Below are 26,794 nucleotides of genomic sequence, written 5' to 3'. Positions count from 1 at the left end.
AGGGTGTGGTATGTCTGCAGAAGCACTTCTCACTGCGATGGAACGCTTAATATCTTATCATCAAAGCCTTTATGAGCTTGCAGGCCAGAAGACAGATATGATTAAAAAGGGTGATATGGCTGCATTAGATCAGATGCTAAAAGATGAACAAACCCATGTCGCAACAATAAAGAAGCTTGAACAAGCGCGTATCCAGATTGCAGCAAGTCTTGTACCTAGTATCGATAAGCCAACAATAGCAGACTGTATATTAGTACTGGAACAACATGAACAACAAGCTTTACTTGAAAAAAGAGAGCAGTTATCATCCGTTATTGACAAATTAAAAGAGAAAAATCAATTGAATCAACAACTGATTTATCACTCCTTACAATATGTGAATTTATCTATGAATCTCGTCAATCCGAAAGCAGCTGCGCAAAATATGAATTATATTCATCCGCAAAAAGCGAAATCTCAAGCTGCAACAGGAATGTTCCAGTCTAAAGTGTAGGATAGAGAAAAGAGAGGAAACGTTATGAAATCTACTTTTATGGGGTTAGAAACGGCGAAGAGAGCCATACATACACAACAAAGTGCACTCTATACAACCGGGCATAATATTGCCAATGCGAATACTGTAGGATATACGAGACAACGGGTGAACTTTACACAAACAAATGCTTTTCCGTCTGTTGGAATGAATGCGCCATACATGCCAGGACAAATTGGAACGGGTGTTCAGGCAGGATCGGTTCAACGCATACGCGAAGACTATTTGGATGTACAGTACCGTAATGAGCACAATAAATTCGGTTATTGGAATACGAGAAGCAGTGAGCTTTCCCGAATTGAAAGTGTCATGAATGAGCCGTCAGATACTGGCCTTGCGAATACATTAGATCAATTTTGGAATGCTTTGCAAGACTTATCAACTAACCCTGAAGATTCAGGTGCTCGTTCGGTTGTTCGTCAGCGTGGGATTGCCGTGAGTGATACTTTTAATTATTTGGCAGGACAACTGAGCGCTCAGAAAGCAGATGTCGGTGAGCAAATTGATATGAATGTGAAAACAATTAATTCAATCCTCACACAAATTAACCAGATCAATGAGCAAATTGCTAGCGTAGAACCACATGGCTATTTGCCGAATGATTTATATGATAAAAGGGATGTACTTGTTGATCAACTCTCAGGCTTAGTCAACATTAAAGTGAGTGCTACACCAAGTGGTGGGAATGCAAGTAGTCAAGCTGCCGGGAAATATTCGATTGAATTAGTCGATGGGAATGGTAAAAGTGTCGGTACTTTACTCGATGGGAAAAATGATATCGTCCAATCATTGAGTGTCAAAAAAGACCCTGAAACACAAGCTATTGCTAGTTTGCAAATCGGTAATAAATCGATGGCGGCATCAGATTTTACTTCGAAAGGGAGCTTACTTGCGAATATAGATATGTACGGCAAAATAGATGCCACTGGGAAGGAAACAGGTGTTTATTCTGATATGCTTGCGAATCTGGACTTAATGGCTTTCCGCTTTGCCACGGCCTTTAATGCTGTCCATCAAAGTGGCTGGAGTTTATCTGAAATTGAGAGCGGCGTTAAGAACGGTGTGGACTTCTTTGAAATTGGCGATAATGCAGCAGGGGCAGCAGCCAGTATAAAAGTGTCTGATTCAATCATGAATAATTTAAATCATATTGCCGCTTCCTCAAGTAGTGAGTTATTTACGGGTTCTATTACGAAACATGCGGACAACCCATCGACTGGTAACCCAACGATTCTGGGTGCGTTCAGTGGTATTCAAACATATGACACCCCGCCGATCACGATTAGTGAGGCAAAAATTGAGTTGACTTATGATAATGGTTCATGGAAGTACTCCGCTTATGATTTAGACGGCAACCCAATAGCTGACCATCAAAATCAAGCAGTGAAAGAAAATATGAATCTCTTTGGCCTTAAAATCGATACTAGTACAATCTCTAATTTACAATCTGGTTCTACTTGGTCATTTGAGTTAACAGGTATTGGACAAAATCCTTCGAGTGAAAGTTTTGTTGGCGACGGTTCTAATGCAGTTGCTCTGGCAAATGTAAAAGACATGATGCTCGATTTTAATGGATCAGATACAAATATGATGAGCTTCTACCAAGGGATGATTGGTGAGTTAGGAGTAACTACACAAGAGGCAAATCGAATGACGGAAAATGCTGCTACGCTAGCCGACACGGTCCAATTTAACCGTTCTTCTGTAAGTTCGGTCTCTCTTGATGAAGAAATGTCGAATATGATCATGTTTCAACATGCTTATAGTGCAGCGGCTAGACAAATCACTGCAATAGACGAAATGCTTGATACCATCATTAATGGTATGGGCAGAGTTGGAAGATAAGGAGGTAATGACTGATGCGCGTAACACAATCCATGCTTTCACAAAATTCACTAAAACATATTCAAAACAACTATCAAAAGCTTGGTAAGTTAGAAGAGCAGTTATATACCGGCAAAAAAGTGAATCGCCCGTCTGATGATCCTGTAGCAGCGATGAAAGGGGTCAATTACCGTTCCCAAGTAACGGCTGTATCCCAATATCAACGCAATTTAGGTGAAGTATATAACTGGATGGATAATACGGAATCGGCACTGGATGAAACGAATAAAATTATCCAACGTATCCGTGATCTTACGGTACAGGCTTCCAGTGATTCATATGATGCAGGTCAACGTAAGAACGTGGCTAGTGAAATTGAACAGCTGCGAAATCAATTAGAAACGATTGCCAATACTAAAGTGAATAATAAGTATATTTTTAACGGCTCAGATACAACGAATAAGCCAGTAGATTTAAAGAAAATTGATCAAAATGTTGATATCAGCACAATTGATGCGAATAATGCCAAGGATTATGTACTTTTCGATGAGAAGGGTAGTCAGCTTGTTTGGAATGAATCTTCGAATGCATTTAAAGCTCAAGATGGCACTGAAATCGGATTCCCGATACCAGATTCTTTTGTAGCGAAAGAAAAAGGGGCGGTTGCTAGCAATGCTGAAGGCGTAAAAATTGAAGTTTCTGCAGGCATTCATCTCGATGTGAATAGTAAGCCGCAAAATGTCTTTTCATTAGATTTATTTAAAGATATTGGCAACTTAATTGATAAGTTGAATTCACCTGATACAACAGCGGATGATTTATCTGGGGAGCTGGATTTGATTGATCATCACCATAATAATGTAATCTCTGAAATGGCAGATATCGGTGCTAAATCTAATCGAGTAGAGATGGTTGAAAGTCGTTTAGGGAATCAAGAGATACTTGCCAAAACCATGATGTCTAATAATGAAGATATCGATGCAGAGAAGGTCATTATTGAATTAACATCCCAAGAAGCCCTCCACCGTGCTTCTTTAGCAGTAGGAGCAAGCATTATTCAACCAACATTAATGGACTTTTTACGATAAAAAACGCTGACGACGGTTCATCTCTAGAGATGGGCCGCTCGTCATGTAAAGAGCGGTGAATCTATGCATACACCTTATTTAGAAATAACGACAAAACAGGCGCAACTTGGTATCAATTATTATCAACCTGTGATGAAAATCAAACAGTCGCAAGCAGACGTTTCGATGCATCAGCCACCAGCAAAGCTTACAATTAGTCATGAAGCATCCCGGCTTTTTATTGATCAATCAGAGGCGCGAGCTGATCTGGATAATAAAGGGGCAGGCAGGCGAGTCGCAGAAGCGGCTGAACAGGCAAAGATGACGGCAATTACAGGGATCTCTAGGCGGGTTCGTGAAGGTGATGCGATGATGAAAATTGAAAACGGAGCAGGTGCCATTCCACAAATTGCGAAACAAAATAGTGAGCCCAACCAAAAGACACCAGGGATCGGCTATTTACCGAAAAACCATTTCCGGGTACAAATCGATTATGATCCAGGGAGCGTCGATGTGAACGTAACCCCGCAAACGCCAGCCATTGATGTAAATATCAATCGACCACAAATCGCTCATGAAAACTGGCAAGCACAAATTTATTTACAGCAAAAAGAAGCGATTAACTTTGAACTAAGAGATTTTCAAGTGGATCAGCTTATTTAAGGAAGTGTTACGATGAAAATTGAGACAAAATATCAAGGGACAGTTGAAGTGTCAGCAGAGCAACACCTTCATTTTCCGGTAGGCTTGCCAGGGTTTCCAGAAGAACAGCAATATGTGCTTCTTCCCTTTTTAGAAGAACTCCCTTATTTTATTTTACAATCAATCAATACGGCTGAGTTAGCGTTTGTCGTTGTCGACCCGTATGCCTTTTTTGCTGATTACGAATTTCAGCTCAATGAAGCATCGCAACATGCGCTGCAAATTGAACAACCGGAAGATGTAGCTACTTTTGTCATTCTCACGTTAAAGGAACCGTTTAAGTCATCAACGGCGAATTTGCAAGGTCCATTGGTGATTAATATGAAAAAACGAATGGGGAAACAGCTTGTCTTAAATGATGCGCGCTACAAGACGAAGCATCCGTTATTCCAGCTTATGGAGGAGGATGCCTCATGCTCGTATTAACCCGTCGCAAAAACGAATCGATTATCATTAATGAAAACATCGAAATCACGATCGTCGCCGTCGAAGGAGACCAAATCAAACTTGGCATCCAAGCACCAAAAGACATCGACATCTACAGAAAAGAAGTATACCTACAGATCCAGACAGAAAACAACGAAGCCGCACAAAACCCTGTTGATTTAATGGCACTATTGAAAAATAATACTGAGAAATAAGCCGGTTGGAGATATAGGTTTATTTTTTATATATTTGTCTGAAGATAAACAAAGGAAACAAGAATTCATGTTGGAGTAATGAGAAGGCAATAGAGACAAGTATTTTTTTAATTATTAATTTTTTATAAGAAAGTATTAAACAAACTTTATAGCACTCCGATAATAAATAAGAATAAAGCGACAAGCTTTACTTCAATCCACACGGACGTGGAAAAATACAACTCATGGAGGAATTCAAATGATTATCAACAATAATATTTCAGCATTAAACACGTATCGTCAATTAGGCGTAAACAACAATGCAAACGCTAAAGCGATGGAGAAATTATCTTCAGGTCTTCGTATTAACCGTGCAGGAGATGACGCAGCAGGACTTGCAATCTCTGAAAAAATGCGCGCGCAAATCCGCGGTTTAGACCAAGCTAGCCGTAACTCTCAAGATGGTATCTCAATGATCCAAACTGCTGAAGGAGCGCTACAAGAATCACAAAACATTCTTCAACGTATGCGTGAACTTGCTACACAAGCAGCCAATGATTCAAACGTTGGATCTGACCGTGAAGAAATCCAAAAAGAAATCAACCAATTAACTTCAGAAATCAACCGTATCGGTAATACAACAGAATTCAATACACAAAAATTAATCGATGGTGGGAAAGATGGTTCAGAAGCAGTAGCAGCTGTTGCTGGAACAACATCATTTGTTGCAGCTACTGGTGCTGACGCCACTCTAACGATTGATGGTACTGACGTTACTATTGAGGCTGCTGATGATTTAGCTGCAATTGTAGGTAAAATTAATGGGGATGCAGAATTAAGCGCAAAATATACTGCTGCAATTGATCCTGATGATAATACAAAAATATTATTAACACAAAATGCTGGCCAAGAGTCTGCAACAGCAGCAACTGTAGTTGGTGGCACTGATGTTGTTAATACAGCTGGAGCAGAAGGAAAAGCTGCTGGAGCAGGTTCTAGCATTACTTTCCAAATTGGTGCAAACGAAAACCAAAGCATGAGCATCAATATTTCTGATATGAGAGCATCTGCTTTAGGAATCACTACTGCTGATACAACTGATTCTAAATTAGGTGTAACTGACGGGACAAGCTCAACAATTCAAGAATCTGCACTAAGTGTATTAACTCACGAAGATGCAGCTGCAGCGGTTACTAAATTCCAAGAAGCAATTGATAAAGTATCTGCAGAGCGTTCTAAACTAGGTGCTAGTCAAAACCGCCTAGAGCACACAATCTCTAACTTAAACAACTCATCTGAAAACCTTCAAGCAGCTGAATCACGTATCCGTGACGTTGATATGGCGCAAGAAGTAATGGAGATGACTCGTACGAACATTCTTTCTCAAGCTTCTCAAGCGATGCTTGCGCAAGCAAATCAAAAACCACAAGCGGTTCTTCAATTATTAGGTTAATTCGTCGCTTATTGGTATTTTCATCTAAGAAGTCTCAGCTTTGTCTGGGGCTTCTTTTTGTCTTTTTAGGTAAAAAGACCTTATGTATAAGAAAAAGGTCGCTGTTTTTTCTCTAATAAAAACCGAACTTTAGATTGATAGAGAGCCTTATGGTTGTTTCCGATATAAAGAGAAAATAGGTGATTTCGGTAAGGGGCGAATAGGGATGAGAGTAGAGTCGAATATGAGAATGATGGTGGACTCGCCTTTTGTTATTCAGCAGAAAGAAAAAAGTCAACCTGAAATAAATTTTACAATAAAAGATAAAGCAAAGGTGTCTGCTCATGACGTACAAAAAGACTTCTTGCAATCAAAGGTGGAGCAGGCAAATAGTCATTTGCAGACGCATTATACTTCGGTACAGTTCCAATTACATGAAAAGCTCGATCGCTATTATGTAGAAGTTGTTGATGCGGATACTAAAGAAGTCGTTCGTGAAATACCACCGAAGGATTTCCTTGATATGATTGCAGAAATGACAGAATTTCAAGGGCTTATGGTGGATCAAAAAGTCTAGAAGCTACTGGCTGATGCTAGTGGCTTTTTATTCGTGAACAGTGGCAATTAGTCATATTTTTACTGTAAACGATAGGACTATAGTCGATATAATAAATAGATAGAGAGAAAAGGGGACGGATGGTCATGGCGAATTTTCGAATAGGTGGTTTAGCATCTGGTTTAGATACAGAATCCTTAATTAATGATTTAATGAGAGTACAGAGAGTGCCGATTGATAAATTGTCACAAAAGAAACAAACGCTCGAATGGCAGCGCGATTCATATAGAGATATTAACTTAAAACTAGCATCATTCCGCGATATGACTTTAAATATGCGCTTGCAATCTTCATTTTTATCAAAAATTACGACTTCTTCTAATAGCAACAAAGTCACAGCAACGGCAGATTCGACAGCAGGGAACGGATCTTATACATTGTCTGCCGTGAGTAGATTGGCGACTTCTGCTACGAATGCGAGTGCGGGAAGAATAACTAGTACAGATGAAAAACTAGATACAACGAAAAGTCTATATAGCCAAAAGGACATTTTTGAAAATAGTTCATTTGATTGGAAGAGTACCGAACAAAGTATAAACGAAGAAATCACAGTAAAGAAAGCAGGAACCGAATTTTCATTACAAAAGCTTGGTAAGCATCATATAGAACAAATGGATAGTGTTACAGTTGGTACAGACAACTACCAAGTGGTGACGAGCCTAGATGACTTAGATGCTAGTCAAAAGCAAGTGTTTGTAGATGAGAAAACAGGCAAAATGACTTTCAGCCAACAAATTCCCGCCGACAGTAAAATTGAAGTGGAATACAGTATGGTTCAAAAAGATACAATTTCTGTTGGCTCTGCAACAAAAGAAGTGCAACTTTCACAAATAGGGATCACAGAATTTGAGGATAGCATTACTTTTACATGGGACAAAAAAGATGCAGCTGGTAACATCATTAAAGACACGAATGGTGACCCAATAAAAGAAACGAAAACATTTACTGCTGGTACGGATATGAATAATCTAGCAGAAGATCAATTTTATTTAGATAAAGAAACAGGCAAAATCACTTTCGGCTCTGACCTACAAGCAGGTGCAAAAGCGGAAGTGAGTTATGACCACCAATACTTTGAATTCAGTATGTCTACATACAATGAAACAGGTGAAGTGAGCCAAACATTTACTTTCGATGCCCGTGATTCTTTAACGACAGTGATCGATAAAGTGAATAAATCGTCCTTAGGTGTCAATATGTTTTATGACCAACATTCTGATAAAGTAACGATTGCCCGAACGTCAACAGGTGATTTTAATCAAAGTGGCGATGGGAAAGAGATTTCTTTTAATGGTAGTCCGTTTTTAAATAATGTTCTAAAACTTGATAGCAATAATGAAAAAGGTGGAGAAAATGCGAAGTTTACTTTAAATGGTTTAGAAACGGAGAGAACCTCTAATACGTTTACAGTAAACGGTGTTTCTTTTACTTTGAAGGATACATTTGATGCTGTTAATGGCGATTCGCCTGTTACAATCTCAATCAATAACGACACCGATAAAGCCGTAGAAAAAATCAAAGAATTCGTAGAAAAATACAATGAATTAATAGATAATATACAAGGACAGTTATCTGAAGAAAAATATCGTGATTATGCACCGTTAACAAGTGAGCAACGTGAGGCGATGTCTGAGAAGGATATTGAGCTTTGGGAAGAAAAAGCGAAAAGCGGTTTACTTCGTTCAGATCAACAATTAAGTAGTTTACTAAGTAATATGCGGATGAACTTTTATACACCGCTAGAAGGTGCTACGAGTGAATATAACCAGCTGTCAGCTATTGGTATTACCACAACGAAAAATTATTTAGAAGGTGGTAAGCTTGAAATCAATGAAGATAAGCTGAAGGAAGCATTGGAAAATGATGCAGAAGGTGTATTTAATTTGTTTGCAGCAGATGGGGATACACTTGGTGAACAAGGGATTTCTAGACGATTGCGAGATACCGTTACACAATCAATCGATGCGCTTACCTTAAAAGCGGGTAATGGCATGAAGACAAATAGTCAATTTACTATTGGAAAAAATTTAGATGATATCAATAATCGTATAACTGAACTAGAATCGAAATTAGCAGATAAAGAGCAAAGGTATTGGTCACAATTTGCAGCGATGGAGACCCAAATGCAAAAAATGAATGAGCAAATGAATTATATGCTCACACAATTCGGTTATAGCTCGCAATAAGGAGTGAAAAGATGACAACCAACCCGTACCAAAAATATCAACAAACTTCTATTAATACAGCCACACCGGCAGAACTAACGATGATGCTTTACAACGGTTGTTTGAAGTTTATTAGCATTGCCAAGCAAGCAATGGAGCAAGGTGAAGTTGCAAAGCGCAATGAAAATATGCAGAAGGCGCAAAACATCATACAAGAATTTATGGTGACACTCAATCAAGAGGTTGAAATATCTAGTGATCTGCTACGAATCTATGATTATGTGTTGAGAACCTTAGTTGACGCCAATACACGCAATGATCTAACAGCCTTAAAAGAAGCGGAATCAATGATTATGGATCTTCGTAATACATGGAAAGAAATGATGTTAGCGCAGAAAAAACCCCAAATGGTAAGCAGTGAACAATCATGACAGCGACAACTGATTTGATCGTTTGTACGCGTGAGTTATTGCTTCATTTAAACCAAGGCTTACCTGAACATGAACGAGAAGCTTACATAAAGAAGACGGATGATTTGCTTGATCAACGATTTATTTTAATGAGACAAGTTGATTTTCAGTCAACAGAAGCTCAGAAGATGAAAGACGTGCTATTGAAGCAGGATCGCGCCATTAAACAATTATTAGATCAGCACCAGCAAATCATTAAGGATGATATCAAAAGATTGAAGGTGCAGAAAGTAAAGAGTAAGCAATATGCGAATCCGTATGAAGCTGTTGGGATGAGCGACGGTGTTTTTTATGATAAACGAAATTAGGTGATGAAGTTGAAGGAGGAGCAGTATATTCTCCTAAGAGAGTATTGTTCTGTGTTAAATACACTAGAAGAAAGCTTTACCTATATTGTAGATAGCTTCACAGATTTAGATAAAGATGATGGTGATGCGCTTCTTTTTGAGGTTATTGATTCTTTTCCACAAATCAAAGCAGTGAACGAGCAATTACTGCATTTGTTTAAGGAAAACAGTGAAATGGTTCATATTATGCATGTGTTTGAAAAGGTGCAGGAACAAGCTGATCGACTGGAGCAAACCATCGGTAACGCGCCAGAAAAACAAGAAATATTACGTGAGCAATTTTTCCCTTTGTTTGCAGCTTGGCACCGAATGATAGACTATGAATTGCAACCTTATTTATTTTCTTAATTACGTTAAAAAGGTTTTAGCAGGACTTTTTACGGGTAACATAGAAATATAGAGTATAGTCTTATTTAAAGACTAGCTGATAAGGATTAGCTGAAGAAGGACAGGCTAAATCATCCTTATGACTCTTATAAAGAGAAGGAGGAGTTCACTTATGAATTTTAACATTCGGGGTGAAAACATTGAGGTAACTCCAGCAATCAGAGACTACGTCGAGAAGAAAATTATGAAGTTGGAAAGATATTTTACTGAAACTCCTAATGTAAATGTAAACGTAAACCTGAAAACCAATAATGATAAAACGTCAAAAGTTGAAGTAACGATTCCGATGACGAATCTTGTACTTCGAGCAGAAGAGGCTCATGCTGATATGTATGCAGCCATCGACTTAATCAACGACAAGTTGGAGAGACAGATTCGTAAACATAAAACGAAAGTCAATCGAAAATTCCGCGAAAAAGGCGGAATTAACGAATTATTCGCTACTTTTGAGGAGCCTGAAGAACACCCAGAAGAAGACAATGACTTAGAGGTCGTTCGCCAAAAGCACTTTGACCTTAAGCCAATGGACAGTGAAGAGGCCATTTTACAAATGAACATGCTCGGCCATAGCTTCTTCGTCTTCACCAACGCAGCCACAAGCTTAACAAACGTTGTATACAAACGAAAAGATGGGCGCTACGGACTCATCGAAGCGCAATAATATAAAAGGAAGCAGGTAGGTGCTATGGCACTGCCTGCTTTTTTCATGTGCGAAGAGAAGTTGATGCCACAGAAGATAAATACTAGCAGAACATTAATATGTCTTCCCTTCGTAAGTCATGCAAGTATTCATATAGCTCCCATTATTAAGATACGTTCTCTAATTTGAGCTCGCCATTCTTTTAGTAGTTCTTTTGTTTGTTCGTATTCCTTTGCTTCAATGGATAGGTAAAGTGCTTCATTATAATGAGCACCAGAAAAAATCCGTTTTTCTGGGTAAAGCAAGTAACTGGCCATAGAACCAATGATGATTTTGTCCATATGCTGATCCATAATTTGAAGCATGATTTGGTTTTGTCCAGCAGCTATGATTTGTCTTATGAATTGTAATGAGTGAGTCGCATAAGAGAAATAACGATCGTTCTCTTTATCTAGTAGTTGTTGCTCTAAATGTTCATTTAAAAGTGATAAATTAAATGAATAAAGCGGATTTGTTTCTACCTTTTCAAGCGCATACATTTGATGGGTGAAAATGACTTCGAACATATCTAGTATCTCTTTAGATGATACTTCCTTCACCATCACACCTCTATTTTTTAAGGAGATCACTAACCCTTCTAGTTCAAGTTTAGCAATCGCATTAGAGATGGGTGTTCGACTCATAGCTAATTCCTCTGATAATTTATATATGGATAGTAGGCTTCCCGGTAGGTATTCGCAAGTAAGAATTTTCGTTCGAATGGTGTGATAAGCGGTATCTATTAAAGATTTTGTCATTGTCCTAATTCCTCTCTGTCTAAATCCATTAATTGAACATCTTATGATTATACAATTATAGCGATGATTTCCTAAGAATACATCTTGTAACCTTTGAATTTACACTAAATTTAAAAATTTCACCAAACTCATAAAATGATTCATGTTAGATTAACATCTTATTAACATGCTAGTTGTATACTTCAGTTGTATTTAAATAAAGGAGGACAACTGGATGCATGTTATAGATCAAAAAAAGCTTGGGACGCAACATTATTTTAAAGAAGATTTTTCTAAGAATGGTAAGAGACCTTGGTTTGGAGACATGTCCACTCACCTTGAAAATGATTTTTCGTTTGCAGTTGTTGGTGATCGCTGTGGGATTACAACACCAGGCATTTTTGAGAAAGGTTTGCAGGTGGTAAAAGGCCTTAATCCTGATTTTGTCCTTTCAGTAGGTGATTTCATTGAAGGTTATTGGGATCAAGAGGAAGCGGCCCATGGAGAGTGGGACTATATTGATCAGTTAATTAAAGAGGTAGACATCCCATTTTATTTAACAGTTGGTAACCATGACTATGGAAATGACACTATGGTTAAAGTTTGGCGTGAGCGAAAAGGTTTTGAGTATTACGCTTTTCGATTAAATGATTATTTATTTTTAGTGCTGAATACAGAGGAAAATCCTTTAGGTATGCCTGAATCTTTTGTAAAGAGTTTTAGGGATATTACCAATCAAGTAGTTGAAAATCCAGCAAAAGCTAGAGGGTACATTGAAGAATTCTTCGGACAAATGACTGAAGGGGCTTCGGAGGAAGATATTGAGAAGGGTAACTTACCTCATATTTCAGATGAGCAATTACAGTTTTTTGCTGAAGTGTTACATGAAAATAATGATGTGAAACATACTTTTGTATTTATGCATAAGCCAGCTTGGAAAACGAAGGATCCTAAGTTCAGCCAATTTGAGAATATGCTTGAATCAAGAATGTATACGATGTTTGCAGGACACCTTCATCAATTGGAAGTAACGAAAAAAAATAACAGAAATTATATTCAAATGGGTCGTACGGGTGCATGTTGGCACGGTGATAGTGTTGGATCGATCGATCATATTCTTTTTGTAACAGTAAAAAATGGCGAAGTTGGTTTTCAAGTTATCGAACTAGATGATGGTGTCAGTGATTTGGAAAAGTATGAGGTGAATCAATGACAACAATTGGACTTTATTCACAAACTGTTCCCCTAAAAGGGGCTCTGAATTTTCGTGATATGGGAGGGCTCGTTACCGTAGATGGTCGAAAAGTACGAAGCGGCATCATATATAGAGCGGGAGATTTAAGTGGATTAACGACAGATGATATTGCTCAACTGTCTAAACAAAAGATTAAATATATATTTGACTATCGTAGAGAAGATGAAGCAAATGAAAAACCTGATCCGGAAATTGGTAGTGCCAAGCTTTTACGAGTACCGGTAATCGCTGAGGATAATATCGCCGAGCAAGTATCGAAAGTAAAGAAAAAAGAAGATGTATTCAAACACTATACTAAAGAAACATTTTTAACACTCTATTCTACTTTTCCGGTTCGAAATGCTTCTTACCAAGCTTTGATGAATTTATTAAAAGAACCAGAGAAAAACTTGCCGCTAATCCATCATTGTGCTGGAGGAAGAGATCGAACAGGTATAGGCGCTATGATTATTTTACTTACACTCGGTGTGCCATTTTCAACTGTGATGGAAGATTACCTTTATTCTAATGTTGCTTTAGCCACCTTTCATGAGCAAATGTTTCTGCAGGCAGAAGCAGCACTTGTGGAAGAGGAGTTCTTGCAATTAAAAGCAGCCTTTTTATTGCAAGAAGAATATTTACTTGCAACTAAATCTGCTATAGAAGAAATATACGGCGATTTTGACACTTATTTGTACCTAGAGTTTGGAATAACAAATGAAATAAGGAAAAAAATAAAAGATTTCTGCTTGCAAGAGTAATTTTCTAAAGGGGGAAATGAACATGGATAAATTAAGGTTTGCTCATTTATCAGATACACATATTCTAAGAGAATATAAAGGCAGTTTAATTGAAACATTAACAGGTGTTGACAATAACCCAACTGAAACGTTGAAAGGAATACTACAAGCAATCACACAAGATGAAAAAGCGCCAGATTTCATTTTAATTAGTGGGGACCTTGTTCACGAAGGGACAGTTGAAGATTATGCTTTCTTAGCTAAATTACTAGAAGATCATATCATAGATATTCCTTATTATTTAGCTTTAGGGAATCATGATGTGACAGAAGCTTACTGGGAAGGTATAGGCAACGTAAAAGGAGAGAAGCGGGACTTATTTTACGAAGCAATTATTCAAGGCTATCGCCTAATCGTACTAGATTCTAGCTATGATCATAGTGGAAAAGGTGTAGTGAGTGAGGAACAACTACAATGGTTAAAGGAGACATTAGCTCAGCCTGCCCCTAATGGTTCGATTGTTGTTGTCCATCATCCATTGGAAGCTGGACATGTGGTCGATGGCCATAGCTTATCGAATTCAGCAGAGGTATTGGCTATTATAAAAAATACCGATGTCAAACTAGTTCTTAGTGGTCATACTCATCAGAATAAAGTAACTACCTATGAAAATATTCTATTATCTACTGCGGGAGGAACTTCTTTTAGTATGGAAATTGGTCAAGAATTAGCTTCGTTTAATAATCGTACGGGCTATAGCATATGTACATTAGGCGAAAATGGTGCAAGTGTAGAACAAGTTAGGTACCCAGATAAGTTTGATACATTTTTATCAGTAGAATTGAAGCAGATGCTTCAGCATTCTTAAGTGAAGGGGGAGAGGTAAATGGTTAAATTAAAAAGTAAGAGGCTCTTTATTATGCTCACTCTATTGTTAGGTATCGCTTCAGTGTTAAGTGCTTGTAGCTCTTCTGACGCTTCAACCGACTCACAGGAAATGGGCGAATTAGACCCAGAGAATCCTCCAAAGATAACTTTTTATTCTTATAGTTTAGCTGCTCCAACAATGAAAGAGGGTATGGAACATCTAATTAATGAGTTCAATGACACAATTGGAAAAGAAAAGGGTGTCATTGTTGAAGGGGTTGCTGATGCCTCTTATCAACAGTTTAAGGCAGATATTGCGGCTGGAAAAGCGGTTGATATTGTTCAACATACTTTTTCAACATTAGATAATTCAAGAGAAACTCTCGGATTCCAAGCTTATGAAGATGTGTTTCCAGCAGAAGAATTAAACAATCATTTCAATGGCATTTCAGATAATGCATTGAGTTTAGGGAAAATTGATGGAAAGACATATGGGTTGGCATTTACATTTAGCACACCGATTGTTTTTATGAATGGAAAATTATTCGAAGAAGCAGGCTTAGATCCAACAAAGCCACCACAAACGTGGGAAGAGGTTAAGGAATATTCACTTAAAATAAATGAAGCGACAGGCAAAGATGGCTTTGCGTTAGCACCGGATAATGGTTGGACAACTGAAGGTGTGATATTAAGTAATGGAGGCAAAGTACTTTCTGATGATCGTAAGGAAGCGCAATTCGCAAATCAAGAAAGTATTGAAGCGATTGAAATGTGGAAGGATCTCTATCAAAACGGTGCCCATGCAGTTGGGAGTGATACGGAGTTACCCGAGCAATTTATGGCTGGTAATCTAGGAATGTACATTACTTCTACTGCATTGCATAGCGGATTTAAAAATGCTTCCGAAGCAGGTGGCTGGGAACTTTACGGCGCTGGTTTACCATCATTCGGAAACAATCCGTCTGTACCAGTGAACTCTGGAAGTGTTTTAGCTGTTAGACCAGATAATGATGTGAAAAAGGCAGCGGTGTGGGAGTTTATTAAATATGTTACTGGTAATGAAGGCTATACAATTATAACTTCTGAGGTAGGCTATTTACCGCTCAGAACAGAGTTAGCTGATGATCCCAATTATTTAAAAGGATTTATTGACGAAAATCCATTATATAAAATCAACTTGGAGCAATTGAAAAACATCCAACCAGCAGTAATTTGGCCAGCGGAATATGCAACTGAAATGTCCAATATATTTAGAGATGCGATTGTTCAATCGGTTTCAACGGATGCAGATGTAGAAAAAACTTTAAAAGCAGCAGAAGAAGAAATTAACCAATTAATACAATAGGTGTTCATGAGAGAAGGGAATCTTATGAGTGAGGTAAAAAGCATAACCGTATCAGAGCAAGGAAAAAAAGTGAACGGGCAGAAAAACAGACGTGTTGCTCGTTCACTTATAAAATGGAAACCTTATTTATTTTTACTACCTGCAATTCTTTTATTAGGGGTTTGGATGTATAAACCGTTACTATCTACTTTTGTTTTAGCCTTTCAAAAGTGGAGTATGGTCCCAGGCACAGAACCTATTGCAGTAGGGTTAGATAATTTTATTCGCTTGTTCCAAACTAAGGACTTCGTTCAATCTATCGAAAATACAATTTTTTATACAGTGGGTATACTACCTTTCTCTATCATCATTCCAATGCTTTTAGCTGTAGCAACAAATGGGTTAAATGGCAGAGTGAAAAATGTGTATCGGGCAATGTTTTTCATCCCAATGATATTGGCACCAGTAACTGTAGGGGCAATCTGGAGATGGCTCTTTCATCCTGCCAATGGATTAGTCAATATTACATTACAAAAACTTGGAATCACCGATGCAAACATCTCTTTCTTTACTGATTCAGTCTATGCGAAATGGCTCATTCTTTTGATGACAGGATGGGGCTTGATTGGATTTAGTACGATTATTTTCTCTGCAGCATTGACCAATATTAACAGAGATTATTTCGAAGCAGCAGCTTTAGATGGTGCGACGAAATGGAAGCAATTAATGACGATCACTATTCCTTTATTGTCACCAACAATATTGTTTATGCTCACAATGAGTATTCTATTTTCTAGTCAATTTACCTTCGCTTATATTGATATTTTAACAGCAGGCGGTCCGTTCGGTACGTCAACGAATATTTATTATGAGATGTATAAATATGGATTCAGTAACTTAAATGCAGGATTAAGTTCAGCAGCCGCGACGTTATTTTTTATTGTATTTGCGATCATTGCTATCGGTTTAAATGTGTTAACGAAAAAATTTGCATTCTATGATAATTAAGGGAGTAAAAGTGATGAAACGGATAAAATCAGTAACGGTACTTCAGCATTTTCTATTAATAATGATGAGTATCATCGCTATTTTCCCACTATATTGGATGATTATCTCTTCATTTAAAAATGAATCTGAAATTTTCACAAGTTCTTTTATACCACAGGCACCAACATGGCAAAATTATCTATATGCATTCGCAGAAATGCCTATTATACAAATGTTATTTAACTCATTTGTAGTTGCTACTTTAATGACGATTTTGCAGTTGTCAACCAGTTTATTAGCGGGGTATGCATTAGTCCGATGGAGTTTTAAAGGGAAACTTTTAATTTTTACATTACTTAGCTTAACTTGGCTGATTCCTTTTCAAGCGGTAATGATTCCAAACTATGTGTTGATTAATCAAATAGGCTTAAATGAAAATCCATTAGGTATTGTCTTACCATTCGCTGCATCAACCTTTGCTATTTTATCAATCTATCAAAGTTTTAAGTCATTTCCTACAGCACTAATTGATGCGGCAAGGTTAGATGGAGAGTCTGACCTCGGTATTTTATTAAGAATTATCCTTCCAAATATTCGTTCGACCGTCATTTCATTGGGCATTATTCTTTTTATTAATGCTTGGAATGAGTATTTATGGCCAATGTTAGTGACGAAAGAAATGGAGAATGCACCCATTCAAATTGGATTGAAGTCTTTTGTCAATTCGGATGTGAATATGTGGGGATCACTGATGGCAGCTACAACTATCTCATGTATACCGATATTACTTATCTACTTATTTTTACAAAAACATATCGTTGACTCTTTTGTTCGATTTGGCATCAAATAAATAAGCTGGAGGCGTAAATTATGGGGAGTATTAAAGTTGAACAAATGAAGAAATCTTTCGGTCAAAAAGAAATACTAAAAGGAATCGATGTTGATATACCAGATGGATCCTTTGCCATTTTACTAGGTCCTTCAGGATGCGGTAAGTCAACGCTATTGCGTATGATTGCTGGTTTAGAAGAACCGACAAGTGGGTCTATTTTTATTAATGACCAAGATATTACCTATAGCGAGCCTAAAGACCGTGATATCGGCATGGTTTTTCAAAATTATGCATTGTATCCGCATATGACAGTATTTAAGAACATTGAATACGGATTAAAAATAAAAAAAATAGAGAAAAACAAACGTCTGATCATGGTAAATAAAGTGATTGAGATGGTGGAGTTAACAGAACACGCTAATAAGCGTCCAGGTGAGTTATCAGGGGGGCAAAGGCAAAGGGTGGCGTTAGCGAGGGCTATTGTTAAAAGGCCGCACGCGTTTCTAATGGACGAGCCTTTGTCCAACTTGGATGCAAAACTGAGGAATCAAATGAGACAAGAACTTATTGAATTACAAAAAGAATTACAAACTACCTTTCTTTATGTCACACATGACCAAATTGAAGCGATGTCAATGGGGTCATATATCATTATTATGAACAATGGTCATATCATGCAAAAAGGGACACCGAAGGAGATCTATACAAATCCAGCCAATCTATTCGTAGCACAATTTATCGGCTCACCCCCCACAAATATATTGTCTTATGGTGATTATTCCATCGGTATCCGACCAGAAAATATGAGTATGAAGGAAGATGACCTTAATGTGAATGCTGATTATGTATTAACAGGTGCCGTTGTTTCTACTGAACATTTAGGTGGAGAATCTATCTATTGTCTTACAACGGATTGGGGGAAAGTTTTTGTAAAAGGTGAGTCCACTTGGCAAACACCTACTAAAGAATCCCTAATCGCATTTTCAAAAGAAGATGTCTTGGTATTTGATAAGAGTGGGGAAAGAGTGAGAGATGTTAATTTGGTAGAAAATCTTTTAGCAGATATGAAGGTAAGTAATAATAGAAGAGAACCAGTAGTTTTATAACAGGTATGCGCAATTCCAGGTAGGAGATTGCGCTTTTTTAAGTTTTGTAGGGGCCACCGGGAATTATTCATTTGCCGAATCGAATTTTTTCTGGTGCTTCTTTTATTTGTGCCCCCACAGTAAAATTTCGACGTTTGTTGTATCGCTCACAACCTTTGCTAAATATCGCTTATTTTAGGATACATGATCAAAAAGCTGAATAAACAAAAGCCCCTTCTAAAGTAGAAGAAAGGGCTGATTTACATTAGTCTTGCGGAAGAGCTGAAACTTGCCACTCTACTCCATATTTATCAGTTACTTGTCCATATGATGGGCTCCAAAACGTTTCTTGTAGAGGCATTGTAACTTTCCCCTCTTTAGACAATTTCTCAAATATTTGTTTTGATGAATCCACTGAATCGATTTGAATGGCAATGGTTACTTGATTTCCAATCGTATAAGGAGCTCCAGGAAAATTATCGGAAAGCATCATAGTGGTATTGCCTACTTTAAATTGAGCATTCAATACACGGTCCTGTGCTTCACTTGGAAGTGGGTGATCCGGATCCTCTGGCATCTCTCCAAATGTTTGCAACGAAATAAGCTCTGCGTTAAAGACATCAACATAAAATTGCACTGCTTCTTTTCCATTTCCGTTTGTTACTACATAAGGGTTTACTGCTACAATCATTTTTAGCACCTCATCGTCTCATTTTTTTACCACAGAATATTTATTTGTATACCTTGTATCAAACTTTATTTCTATATTTCTACTAAAACAGATTTACACCTTCTATTTCGTAAAAAAAAGAGAAGCATTTAAGCTCTCTCTTAACTTCATACTTTAGATAATCCGAAAATAGTGTTAATAAGTACCCTCTACCATAGCCTTTATCTGCCTGGGAAAATCAACAGGCATAAGTTTCTTTAGATTCCCCTTCATAGGAGATTACGAAAGGAATATTCTTTCAAAAGTCACTTCGACTTCACTTCTTACCGACAGCCTTGAGTAAACAAGATTTTTGCTTCAATAGCTTACATTGATTCATTGTCTTAATTAAACGCAAAAAAAGCCCTCAACAAGAACAGAGGGCAATCCACATATAAGCATTTATTTCTTCACGGGTTTCTGGTTGTCATCCAAGAGCTTCGAGTACTTCAGTTTCAACCGGTCCGGTGCATATTTAACCATGCTTTGGAGGATAAAGGTTGTGAAGAGTACATCATCTGTGATACCGATGATATAAAGAAAGTCTGGAATGAGATCTATTGGAATGAGAATATAGGCAATCGATACGCCTACAGGAAGTAGTTTCTTCCATAAAGGAATATCTTTAGCTGCTAAGTATTCAAAGAAAAAAGGAATGAATCTCCAGAAGGTTAGGACAAACCCAACACGTTTAAAGAATTTCTTCATCTTCCTCTTCCTTTCCGAGTGTTGTCTGTTATTTCCCTCATCATACCTGTTGAGATGATTATTGACAATCTAAATGCTGTTTATGTTCATTACCCCTACTCTTTAGAAGATATCCTTTACTCTATCAGTTGAATTATACTGAATCATTCCATCTTTTCTAATTTTCTATTAAATGACCTTAGCCCTAGATTAATGTTAGTATAGAATAGCGATAATTTTGTAGGTTAGCCGGGGGCACTTATTGTGAGTCGGCTTTTAGTTGAGTTGGTATATCCGCGATCAACGAAAGTAGATAACTAATCATATATAATAGAACAAGCTGTTCCTAGGTGATGAGAGGAGAATGAAATATGCAAACAGCTGTGAAAATTAATCGAAATGACCCTTGTCCTTGTGGCAGTGGAAAAAAATACAAAAAATGCTGTGCGAAAAAGGAAACAATTACTATTACAGAACTCATTGATAATGAAGTGAGCGAGTTACAAAAAGAATTACGTATTTTTGCGTATCAAAGATATGGTAACGCCATTAGAAGTGAGTATCAACAACTAATGGAAAAATTGGAAGATACCGATAAAGATGACGCGGAATTTTTCGAATTTATGATGCCTTTCTGGTATATTCCGTTTAAAACGGTTGAAGACGGTGAAACGATTCTTCATAAGTTTATTGAACATAAAGAATCAGCTGTCTTAAGACCAAGATTACATGAAATTCTACAATCTTGGAAAGTGGCGATCCCGGTAGCTGGGAAAGTGATTGGACTTGATGATAGAGACCTACATTTTGTAGATACACTGACAAATGAATCGTATACAGTCGTATTAGATGAAGCAATGAATGATTTTTCTGAAGGTTGGTTTGCTTTCGGTGTATTATTCCCATATGAGGACAAATATACCGCTTTCCCTTGCCTATTCGAAGTATCAGAAGGAAAAGCAGCAGATTATGAAGGTTATCTAAAAGATGATTTTGCAGCGATCGGAAATAATCATGCTATCCAATATCTCGAAGATCATTTCTTGGAGCTCATGCATCGCCTTCCAGAGGCAGCAGCAAGTGTAGATATGGATGCTTATGAATGGCCAACCGAAGGGGCTAAACAAGTGGCAGAGCAATTTGAAAAAGATATGACTACAGCGGGAGAATCGCAATGGGTCATTAACTTCGGTGTAGGTGTGTGGGTAGAATACATTAAACAAACGAATAAACGTATTCAAAAAGCAGAAAATTATATTGCTGCACTACGTTATTTTGTTTATGAACAGTCAGGTGTCGAATCAAGTATGACACAAAAAGAGCTTGGGGAAAAATACGGGCTAACAGCTGGCCGCGTATCCACTTACTATAGGGATATTCAGAGCCAAGTAGCTGCATTTATTGACGATATTTTTAATAAAACAAAGCAAGATATTTAAATGGGAGAGAAGCTAGTAATGAATCTAGCTTCTTTCTTTATTATTTCGCCGCCCTATATGACAAAAATTACACCCTCACACCTGACAAAAGTTGTCTCTACCCATGCGAAGTGGTATCATTAATACCATATATCATTGTTTCAGGATGACACATTAAATAGACATCTCCAATAGATAAAGGAGCGTTTGTATGCTTGGGATTTTAAATAAGGTTTTTGATGTGAATAAACGTGAATTAAAACGCCTAACGAAAACGGCGGAACAAATAGAAGCATTAGCTTCGAAGATGGAAGCGCTGAGTGATGAACACTTAAAAGCGAAAACGGGTGAGTTCAAAGAGCGTCATCAAAAAGGTGAATCGCTTGATGATTTACTAGTAGAAGCATTTGCTGTGGTAAGAGAAGCGTCAAGACGTGTGTTTGGCTTATACCCTTATCCCGTACAGTTAATGGGTGGGGCAGCACTTCATGATGGCAATATATCTGAAATGAAAACCGGTGAAGGTAAAACTTTAACTTCGACGATGCCGGTTTATTTAAATGCGATTTCAGGAAAAGGTGTACATGTTGTAACAGTCAATGAATACTTAGTGACTCGTGATGCTACTGAAATGGGACAACTATATGATTTCCTTGGACTAACTGTTGGTTTGAACTTAAATGGTATGTCTAAAGAGGAAAAACAAGCAGCCTATGCAGCTGATATTACTTATAGTACAAACAATGAATTAGGTTTTGATTATTTACGAGACAATATGGTGCTTTATAAAGAGCAAAAAGTGCAACGGCCGTTAAATTTTGCAGTTATTGATGAGGTTGACTCGATTTTAATTGATGAAGCGCGTACACCATTAATTATTTCTGGATCCGCACAAAAATCAACGAAACTTTATTTACAAGCGAATGCCTTTGTTAGCCGCTTAAAGGTAGAGGAAGACTTCACTTACGATGAAAAAACAAAAGGTGTGCAATTAACGGAAGAAGGGATGACAAAGGCCGAGAAAGCTTTTGGCATTGAAAATTTGTTTGATGTTTCTCATGTTTCTTTGAATCACCATATTACGCAAGCGCTAAAGGCACACACAAGTATGCATAAAGATGTGGACTACGTTGTACAAGAAGGCGAAATTGTGATTGTCGACCAATTCACTGGCCGTCTCATGAAAGGTCGTCGTTATAGTGATGGTCTTCACCAATCAATTGAAGCGAAGGAAGGCTTAGAAATTCAGAATGAAAGTATGACCCTTGCTTCCATTACATTCCAGAACTACTTCCGTATGTATGAGAAATTATCAGGTATGACAGGTACAGCAAAAACAGAAGAAGAGGAATTCCGTAACATTTACAATATGAATGTCATTGCAATTCCGACAAACCGTCCTGTTGCACGTGATGATCGTTCTGATTTAATTTATGCAACGGTGGATGGAAAATATCGTGCTTTAGTGGAAGACATAGCAGAACGCCATAAAAATGGGCAACCAGTCCTTGTTGGTACAGTTGCCATTGAAACGTCTGAAATTATCTCAAAATACTTAACGAAAAAAGGGATTCCGCATAATGTCTTGAATGCGAAAAACCATGGTCGTGAAGCAGATATTATTTTAGATGCTGGTAAGTCTGGCGCCGTTACGATTGCTACAAATATGGCTGGTCGTGGTACTGATATCAAACTTGGTGAAGGTGTCAAAGAAGTTGGCGGCTTAGCTGTTATCGGTACAGAGCGACATGAAAGTCGTCGAATTGATAACCAGCTCCGTGGTCGTTCTGGTCGTCAAGGTGATCCTGGTGTCACCCAGTTCTATTTATCAATGGAAGATGAATTAATGCGTCGTTTTGGCTCGGATAATATGAAAAACATGATGTCGAAGCTCGGCATGGATGATTCGCAACCGATTCAAAGTAAAATGGTTTCACGTGCAGTTGAATCCGCCCAAAAACGTGTAGAAGGAAATAACTTCGACGCACGTAAACAATTGCTTTCATATGATGATGTTTTGCGTCAGCAACGTGAGATTATTTATACACAAAGAAATGAAGTGCTTGATTCAGAGAACTTAAGAGAAATTGTCGAGCGTATGGTTCATAGCGTCTTAACACGGAACGTCCACGCTTTTGCTTCACAAACAGAAGAAGATGGTGACGATGAATGGAACTATGAAGGATTAATTGATTACGTTAAAGGAAATCTTCTTCCAGAAGGAACGGTTACGGTGGAAGATATTCGCAGAAAAGAAGCGGATGAAGTAATCGATCATATTTGGGATAAAATCATTGCCTTCTATAATGAAAAAGAAGAAAAAATGCAAAGTGAACAAATGCGCGAATTCGAAAAAGTAATTATGCTTCGTGCTGTTGATACAAAATGGATTGATCATATTGATGCCATGGATCAACTTCGTCAAGGGATTCACCTGCGTGCGTATGGACAAATTGATCCACTGCGCGAATATCAAAAAGAAGGATTCCACATGTTTGAAATGATGATTGCTGCTATTGAAGAAGATGTAGCGAAATATGTGATGAAAGCAGAAATTCGTGACAATCTTCAACGTCAAGAAGTAGCAAAAGGCCAAGCTGTCAACCCGAAAGAAAGTGAAGACGGTAAACAGAAGAAGAAAAAGCCTGTTGTCAAACAAATGGATGTTGGTCGTAATGATCCATGTATTTGCGGCAGTGGAAAAAAATATAAAAACTGCTGTGGTGCAAAAGGTTAACAATATCTGAATAAGAGCCGGCAAAAACCTGTTTATAAGGGTCGCTGCCGGCTTTTTACACGAAGTGTTTCACTTTGCCGGGAGAAGTTATATAATATAAAGGTTAAAAATATGTGTAGAGGTGACCAAGATGGAATTAGCAGAGATTCGTCATGAGTTAGAGAAAACAGCTAAAATTTTAGCGGACTTTAGGGGGTCTCTTTGACTTAGAAAACAAAGAGGCACGTATTGCAGAACTTGATAACGAGATGCTTCATCCTAGTTTTTGGGATGATCAACAAGCCGCACAAGTAGTGATCAATGAGTCCAATGCATTAAAAGAACAAGTCAATGAGTTCAATGATTTAAATGAGACGTTCGAGAATCTCGAATTAACATATGAATTAGTAAAAGAAGAAGCAGATGCAGAGCTACAAGAAGAGCTTGAAACGGAGATCGTCGCTTTATCTAAGCGTTTAGCTGATTTTGAGCTGCAATTGCTTTTAAGTGAAGAATACGATAAAAATAACGCGATTTTAGAACTTCATCCAGGTGCTGGTGGTACAGAGTCTCAGGACTGGGGTTCGATGTTATTACGTATGTACACTCGTTGGGCAGAGAAAAAAGGATTTAAAGTAGAAACATTAGATTACCTGCCAGGTGACGAAGCGGGAATTAAGAGCGTAACATTGTCTATTAAAGGACATAATGCATACGGCTATTTAAAAGCGGAGAAAGGCGTTCATCGACTCGTACGTATTTCGCCATTTGATTCTTCTGGCCGTCGCCATACTTCCTTCGTATCTTGTGAAGTAATGCCAGAATTCAACGATGAAATTGAAATTGATATCCGGACAGAGGATTTGAAAATTGATACGTACCGTGCCAGTGGAGCAGGTGGACAGCATATCAATACAACGGATTCAGCGGTAAGGATTACGCACTTACCGACAAATGTCGTTGTTACATGCCAGTCAGAACGTTCCCAAATTAAAAACCGCGAACAAGCAATGAAAATGTTGAAAGCGAAACTTTACCAAAAGAAAATCGAAGAACAAGAGCAAGAATTACTAGAGATCCGTGGAGAACAAAAAGAAATTGGTTGGGGAAGCCAAATTCGTTCCTACGTCTTCCACCCATACTCTATGGTCAAAGACCACCGTACAAACACCGAATCAGGCAATGTACAAGGCGTCATGGACGGAGACCTAGACATCTTCATCAACGCTTACCTACGCTCTAAATTGAGCTTAGGTGAATAAGAAGGAAAGCAGCGTCCGCAATGGAGGACGTTGCTTTTCTTATATTGGTGATAGTTTTATGTTGGAAACGAGGTTTGGTAAGTGGGGCAGAAGTGAGGGGGGATGAACGCTATGTGAAGCGGGGTTTGTGAGTCACTTGGAAAGAAGAAGGGGAATGAGAATGAGAGCTTTGTAAAGTGGATTAGTGAGCCGCTCAGCAGGAAAATTGGGAAAGAGAGCTTCGCAAATTGGAATTGTGAGTCACTCAGCAGGAAAAATGGAAATGAGGGCTTCGCAAATTGGATTAGTGAGTCACTCAGAAAGAGAACCGAAGCTGAGAGCTTCACAACCTGAATTAGCAAGTCGCTCAGAAAGAGAACCGAATATGAGAGCTTCGCAAACTGGATTAGTGAGTCACTCAGAAAGAAAACCGAAAAGGAGAGCTTCGCAAACTGGATTAGTGAGTCACTCAGAAAGAAAACCGAAAAGGAGAGCTTCGCAAACTGAAATAGCAAGTCACTCAGAAAGAAAACCGAAAAGGAGAGCTTCGCAAACTGGATTAGTAAGTCACTTAGCAGGAAAATTGGAAATGAGAGCTTCACAAACTGGATTAGTTAGTCACTCAGCAGGAAAATTGGAAATGAGAGCTTCACAAACTGGAATTGTGAGTCACTCAGAAAGAGAACCGAAAATGAGGACTTCACAAACAGGAATAGTAAGTCACTCAGAAAGAAAACCGAAAATGAGAGCTTCACAACCTGGAACTGTGAGTCACTCAGAAATAAAACCGAAGCTGAGAGCTTCACAAACAGGAATAGCAAGTCACTCAGCAAGAGAACCGAAAATGAGAGCTTCGCAAACAGGAATAGCAAGTCACTCAGAAAGAGAACTGAAAATGAGAGCTTCGCAAACTGGATTAGTAAGTCACTCAGCAGGAAAATTGGAAATGAGAGCTTCACAAACTGGATTAGTAAGTCACTCAGAAAGAGAACTGAAGCTGAGAGCTTCGCAAACTGGATTAGTAAGTCACTCAGCAGGAAAATTGGAAATGAGAGCTTCACAAACTGGAATTGTGAGTCACTCAGAAAGAAAACCGAAAATGAGAGGTTCGCAAACAGGAATAGTAAGTCACTCAGAAAGAGAACCGAAGCTGAGAGCTTCACAAACAGAAATAGCAAGTCACTCAGAAAGAGAACTGAAGCTGAGAGCTTCACAAACTGAAATAGCAAGTCACTCAGAAAGAGAACCGAAGCTGAGAGCTTCACAAACAGAAATAGCAAGTCACTCAAAATGAAAATCAGAAGTGGAAGCACAGCTACCGTATCCCTTGAAAGGTTTTCACATCTATGTTGAGGACGAACAATTAGCGCATCCAG

27 protein-coding genes are annotated in these 26,794 nt (G+C 38.1%); 24 read left to right on the top strand and 3 right to left on the bottom strand.

What is annotated here, in order from left to right; all coding sequences use genetic code 11:
• Positions 1–10: 10 nt before the first annotated feature.
• The 13 genes from MKX67_RS20390 (at position 11) to raiA (ending at position 10,823) form a co-directional block, all read left to right on the top strand.
• Positions 11–493 (top strand): flagellar protein FlgN, encoded by a 483-nt coding sequence (locus MKX67_RS20390; RefSeq protein ID WP_095371826.1) that lies wholly within the window; start codon positions 11–13, stop codon positions 491–493.
• A 24-nt stretch (positions 494–517) separates the two neighbouring features.
• Positions 518–2,377, top strand: coding sequence for a flagellar hook-associated protein FlgK (gene flgK / locus MKX67_RS20385; RefSeq protein ID WP_322909707.1), 1,860 nt, complete (start codon positions 518–520; stop codon positions 2,375–2,377).
• 14 nt (positions 2,378–2,391) lie between these two features.
• Complete coding sequence (gene flgL, locus MKX67_RS20380) at positions 2,392–3,444, top strand: flagellar hook-associated protein FlgL (RefSeq protein ID WP_342488688.1); 1,053 nt, start codon at positions 2,392–2,394, stop codon at positions 3,442–3,444.
• A gap of 63 nt (positions 3,445–3,507) precedes the next feature.
• The gene (locus MKX67_RS20375) at positions 3,508–4,086 is read left to right on the top strand and encodes a DUF6470 family protein (RefSeq protein ID WP_328198155.1); all 579 of its coding nucleotides are present in this window, start codon (positions 3,508–3,510) and stop codon (positions 4,084–4,086) included.
• A gap of 12 nt (positions 4,087–4,098) precedes the next feature.
• Positions 4,099–4,551 carry a flagellar assembly protein FliW gene (gene fliW / locus MKX67_RS20370; protein ID WP_322909704.1) on the top strand — a complete coding sequence of 151 codons (453 nt, stop codon included), beginning with the start codon at positions 4,099–4,101 and terminating at the stop codon, positions 4,549–4,551.
• On the top strand, positions 4,539–4,766 hold the full coding sequence (gene csrA / locus MKX67_RS20365; protein ID WP_095371831.1) for a carbon storage regulator CsrA: 228 nt from the start codon (positions 4,539–4,541) through the stop codon (positions 4,764–4,766). Before fliW ends, csrA begins: the two co-directional genes overlap by 13 nt.
• A 238-nt stretch (positions 4,767–5,004) precedes the next feature.
• Positions 5,005–6,198 (top strand): flagellin, encoded by a 1,194-nt coding sequence (locus MKX67_RS20360; RefSeq protein WP_342488687.1) that lies wholly within the window; start codon positions 5,005–5,007, stop codon positions 6,196–6,198.
• 205 nt (positions 6,199–6,403) lie between these two features.
• Positions 6,404–6,754: a flagellar protein FlaG gene (locus tag MKX67_RS20355; RefSeq protein WP_342488686.1), complete on the top strand. Its 351-nt coding sequence runs from the start codon at positions 6,404–6,406 to the stop codon at positions 6,752–6,754.
• Positions 6,755–6,879: 125 nt separating this feature from the next.
• Complete coding sequence (gene fliD / locus MKX67_RS20350) at positions 6,880–8,979, top strand: flagellar filament capping protein FliD (protein ID WP_342488685.1); 2,100 nt, start codon at positions 6,880–6,882, stop codon at positions 8,977–8,979.
• 11 nt (positions 8,980–8,990) lie between these two features.
• Positions 8,991–9,389, top strand: coding sequence for a flagellar export chaperone FliS (gene fliS, locus MKX67_RS20345; RefSeq protein ID WP_095371835.1), 399 nt, complete (start codon positions 8,991–8,993; stop codon positions 9,387–9,389).
• A complete protein-coding gene (locus MKX67_RS20340; protein WP_251162128.1) occupies positions 9,386–9,736 on the top strand; it encodes a hypothetical protein in 351 nt (116 codons plus the stop codon). Before fliS ends, MKX67_RS20340 begins: the two co-directional genes overlap by 4 nt.
• Before the next feature lie 9 nt (positions 9,737–9,745).
• Entirely contained in the window at positions 9,746–10,123 is a 378-nt protein-coding gene (locus tag MKX67_RS20335; protein WP_180316929.1) for a hypothetical protein, read from the top strand.
• Between the two features lie 151 nt (positions 10,124–10,274).
• Complete coding sequence (gene raiA, locus MKX67_RS20330) at positions 10,275–10,823, top strand: ribosome-associated translation inhibitor RaiA (protein ID WP_095371838.1); 549 nt, start codon at positions 10,275–10,277, stop codon at positions 10,821–10,823.
• 128 nt (positions 10,824–10,951) lie between these two features.
• Here raiA and MKX67_RS20325 read toward each other — a convergent pair whose 3' ends face one another.
• Positions 10,952–11,599 carry a GntR family transcriptional regulator gene (locus MKX67_RS20325; RefSeq protein ID WP_095371839.1) on the bottom strand — a complete coding sequence of 216 codons (648 nt, stop codon included), beginning with the start codon at positions 11,597–11,599 and terminating at the stop codon, positions 10,952–10,954.
• A gap of 214 nt (positions 11,600–11,813) precedes the next feature.
• Here MKX67_RS20325 and MKX67_RS20320 point away from each other — a divergent pair, with 214 nt between their 5' ends.
• The 7 genes from MKX67_RS20320 to MKX67_RS20290 are packed head-to-tail and all read left to right on the top strand — an operon-like array spanning position 11,814 to position 18,668.
• Positions 11,814–12,791: a metallophosphoesterase gene (locus tag MKX67_RS20320; RefSeq protein ID WP_342488683.1), complete on the top strand. Its 978-nt coding sequence runs from the start codon at positions 11,814–11,816 to the stop codon at positions 12,789–12,791.
• Positions 12,788–13,573, top strand: coding sequence for a tyrosine-protein phosphatase (locus tag MKX67_RS20315; protein ID WP_342488682.1), 786 nt, complete (start codon positions 12,788–12,790; stop codon positions 13,571–13,573). The genes MKX67_RS20320 and MKX67_RS20315 overlap by 4 nt, the downstream gene beginning before the upstream one ends.
• Positions 13,574–13,595: 22 nt before the next feature.
• On the top strand, positions 13,596–14,420 hold the full coding sequence (locus MKX67_RS20310) for a metallophosphoesterase (protein ID WP_307319379.1): 825 nt from the start codon (positions 13,596–13,598) through the stop codon (positions 14,418–14,420).
• An 18-nt stretch (positions 14,421–14,438) separates the two neighbouring features.
• Entirely contained in the window at positions 14,439–15,764 is a 1,326-nt protein-coding gene (locus tag MKX67_RS20305) for an ABC transporter substrate-binding protein (protein WP_342488681.1), read from the top strand.
• Between the two features lie 24 nt (positions 15,765–15,788).
• A complete protein-coding gene (locus MKX67_RS20300; protein ID WP_342488680.1) occupies positions 15,789–16,751 on the top strand; it encodes a sugar ABC transporter permease in 963 nt (320 codons plus the stop codon).
• A gap of 13 nt (positions 16,752–16,764) precedes the next feature.
• The gene (locus MKX67_RS20295; RefSeq protein ID WP_328198144.1) at positions 16,765–17,580 is read left to right on the top strand and encodes a carbohydrate ABC transporter permease; all 816 of its coding nucleotides are present in this window, start codon (positions 16,765–16,767) and stop codon (positions 17,578–17,580) included.
• A 20-nt stretch (positions 17,581–17,600) separates the two neighbouring features.
• Positions 17,601–18,668 carry an ABC transporter ATP-binding protein gene (locus tag MKX67_RS20290; protein ID WP_095371845.1) on the top strand — a complete coding sequence of 356 codons (1,068 nt, stop codon included), beginning with the start codon at positions 17,601–17,603 and terminating at the stop codon, positions 18,666–18,668.
• 244 nt (positions 18,669–18,912) lie between these two features.
• Here MKX67_RS20290 and MKX67_RS20285 read toward each other — a convergent pair whose 3' ends face one another.
• Positions 18,913–19,338 carry a VOC family protein gene (locus MKX67_RS20285; RefSeq protein WP_095371846.1) on the bottom strand — a complete coding sequence of 142 codons (426 nt, stop codon included), beginning with the start codon at positions 19,336–19,338 and terminating at the stop codon, positions 18,913–18,915.
• A gap of 420 nt (positions 19,339–19,758) precedes the next feature.
• Positions 19,759–20,064, bottom strand: coding sequence for a DUF1232 domain-containing protein (locus tag MKX67_RS20280; protein ID WP_095371847.1), 306 nt, complete (start codon positions 20,062–20,064; stop codon positions 19,759–19,761).
• 350 nt (positions 20,065–20,414) lie between these two features.
• Between MKX67_RS20280 and MKX67_RS20275 the strand changes: the two genes are divergently transcribed.
• The 4 genes from MKX67_RS20275 (at position 20,415) to MKX67_RS20260 (ending at position 26,712) form a co-directional block, all read left to right on the top strand.
• Positions 20,415–21,482: an SEC-C metal-binding domain-containing protein gene (locus MKX67_RS20275; RefSeq protein WP_307319554.1), complete on the top strand. Its 1,068-nt coding sequence runs from the start codon at positions 20,415–20,417 to the stop codon at positions 21,480–21,482.
• A gap of 190 nt (positions 21,483–21,672) precedes the next feature.
• Positions 21,673–24,198 (top strand): preprotein translocase subunit SecA, encoded by a 2,526-nt coding sequence (gene secA / locus MKX67_RS20270; RefSeq protein ID WP_307319552.1) that lies wholly within the window; start codon positions 21,673–21,675, stop codon positions 24,196–24,198.
• Between the two features lie 130 nt (positions 24,199–24,328).
• A protein-coding gene (gene prfB / locus MKX67_RS20265; protein ID WP_157733891.1) for a peptide chain release factor 2 occupies positions 24,329–25,439 on the top strand; the annotation gives its coding sequence in 2 pieces (ribosomal slippage) (positions 24,329–24,400 and positions 24,402–25,439; 1,110 coding nt in all).
• Between the two features lie 184 nt (positions 25,440–25,623).
• The gene (locus MKX67_RS20260) at positions 25,624–26,712 is read left to right on the top strand and encodes a hypothetical protein (protein ID WP_342488678.1); all 1,089 of its coding nucleotides are present in this window, start codon (positions 25,624–25,626) and stop codon (positions 26,710–26,712) included.
• Positions 26,713–26,794: the final 82 nt, after the last annotated feature.

The sequence above is a fragment of the Cytobacillus sp. FSL W7-1323 genome, assembly GCF_038595015.1.
Lineage (GTDB): Bacteria > Bacillota > Bacilli > Bacillales > Cytobacillaceae > Cytobacillus > Cytobacillus kochii.
Note: the sequence above shows the minus strand (reverse complement) of the source record. Positions and strands in the feature narration are given on the sequence as shown.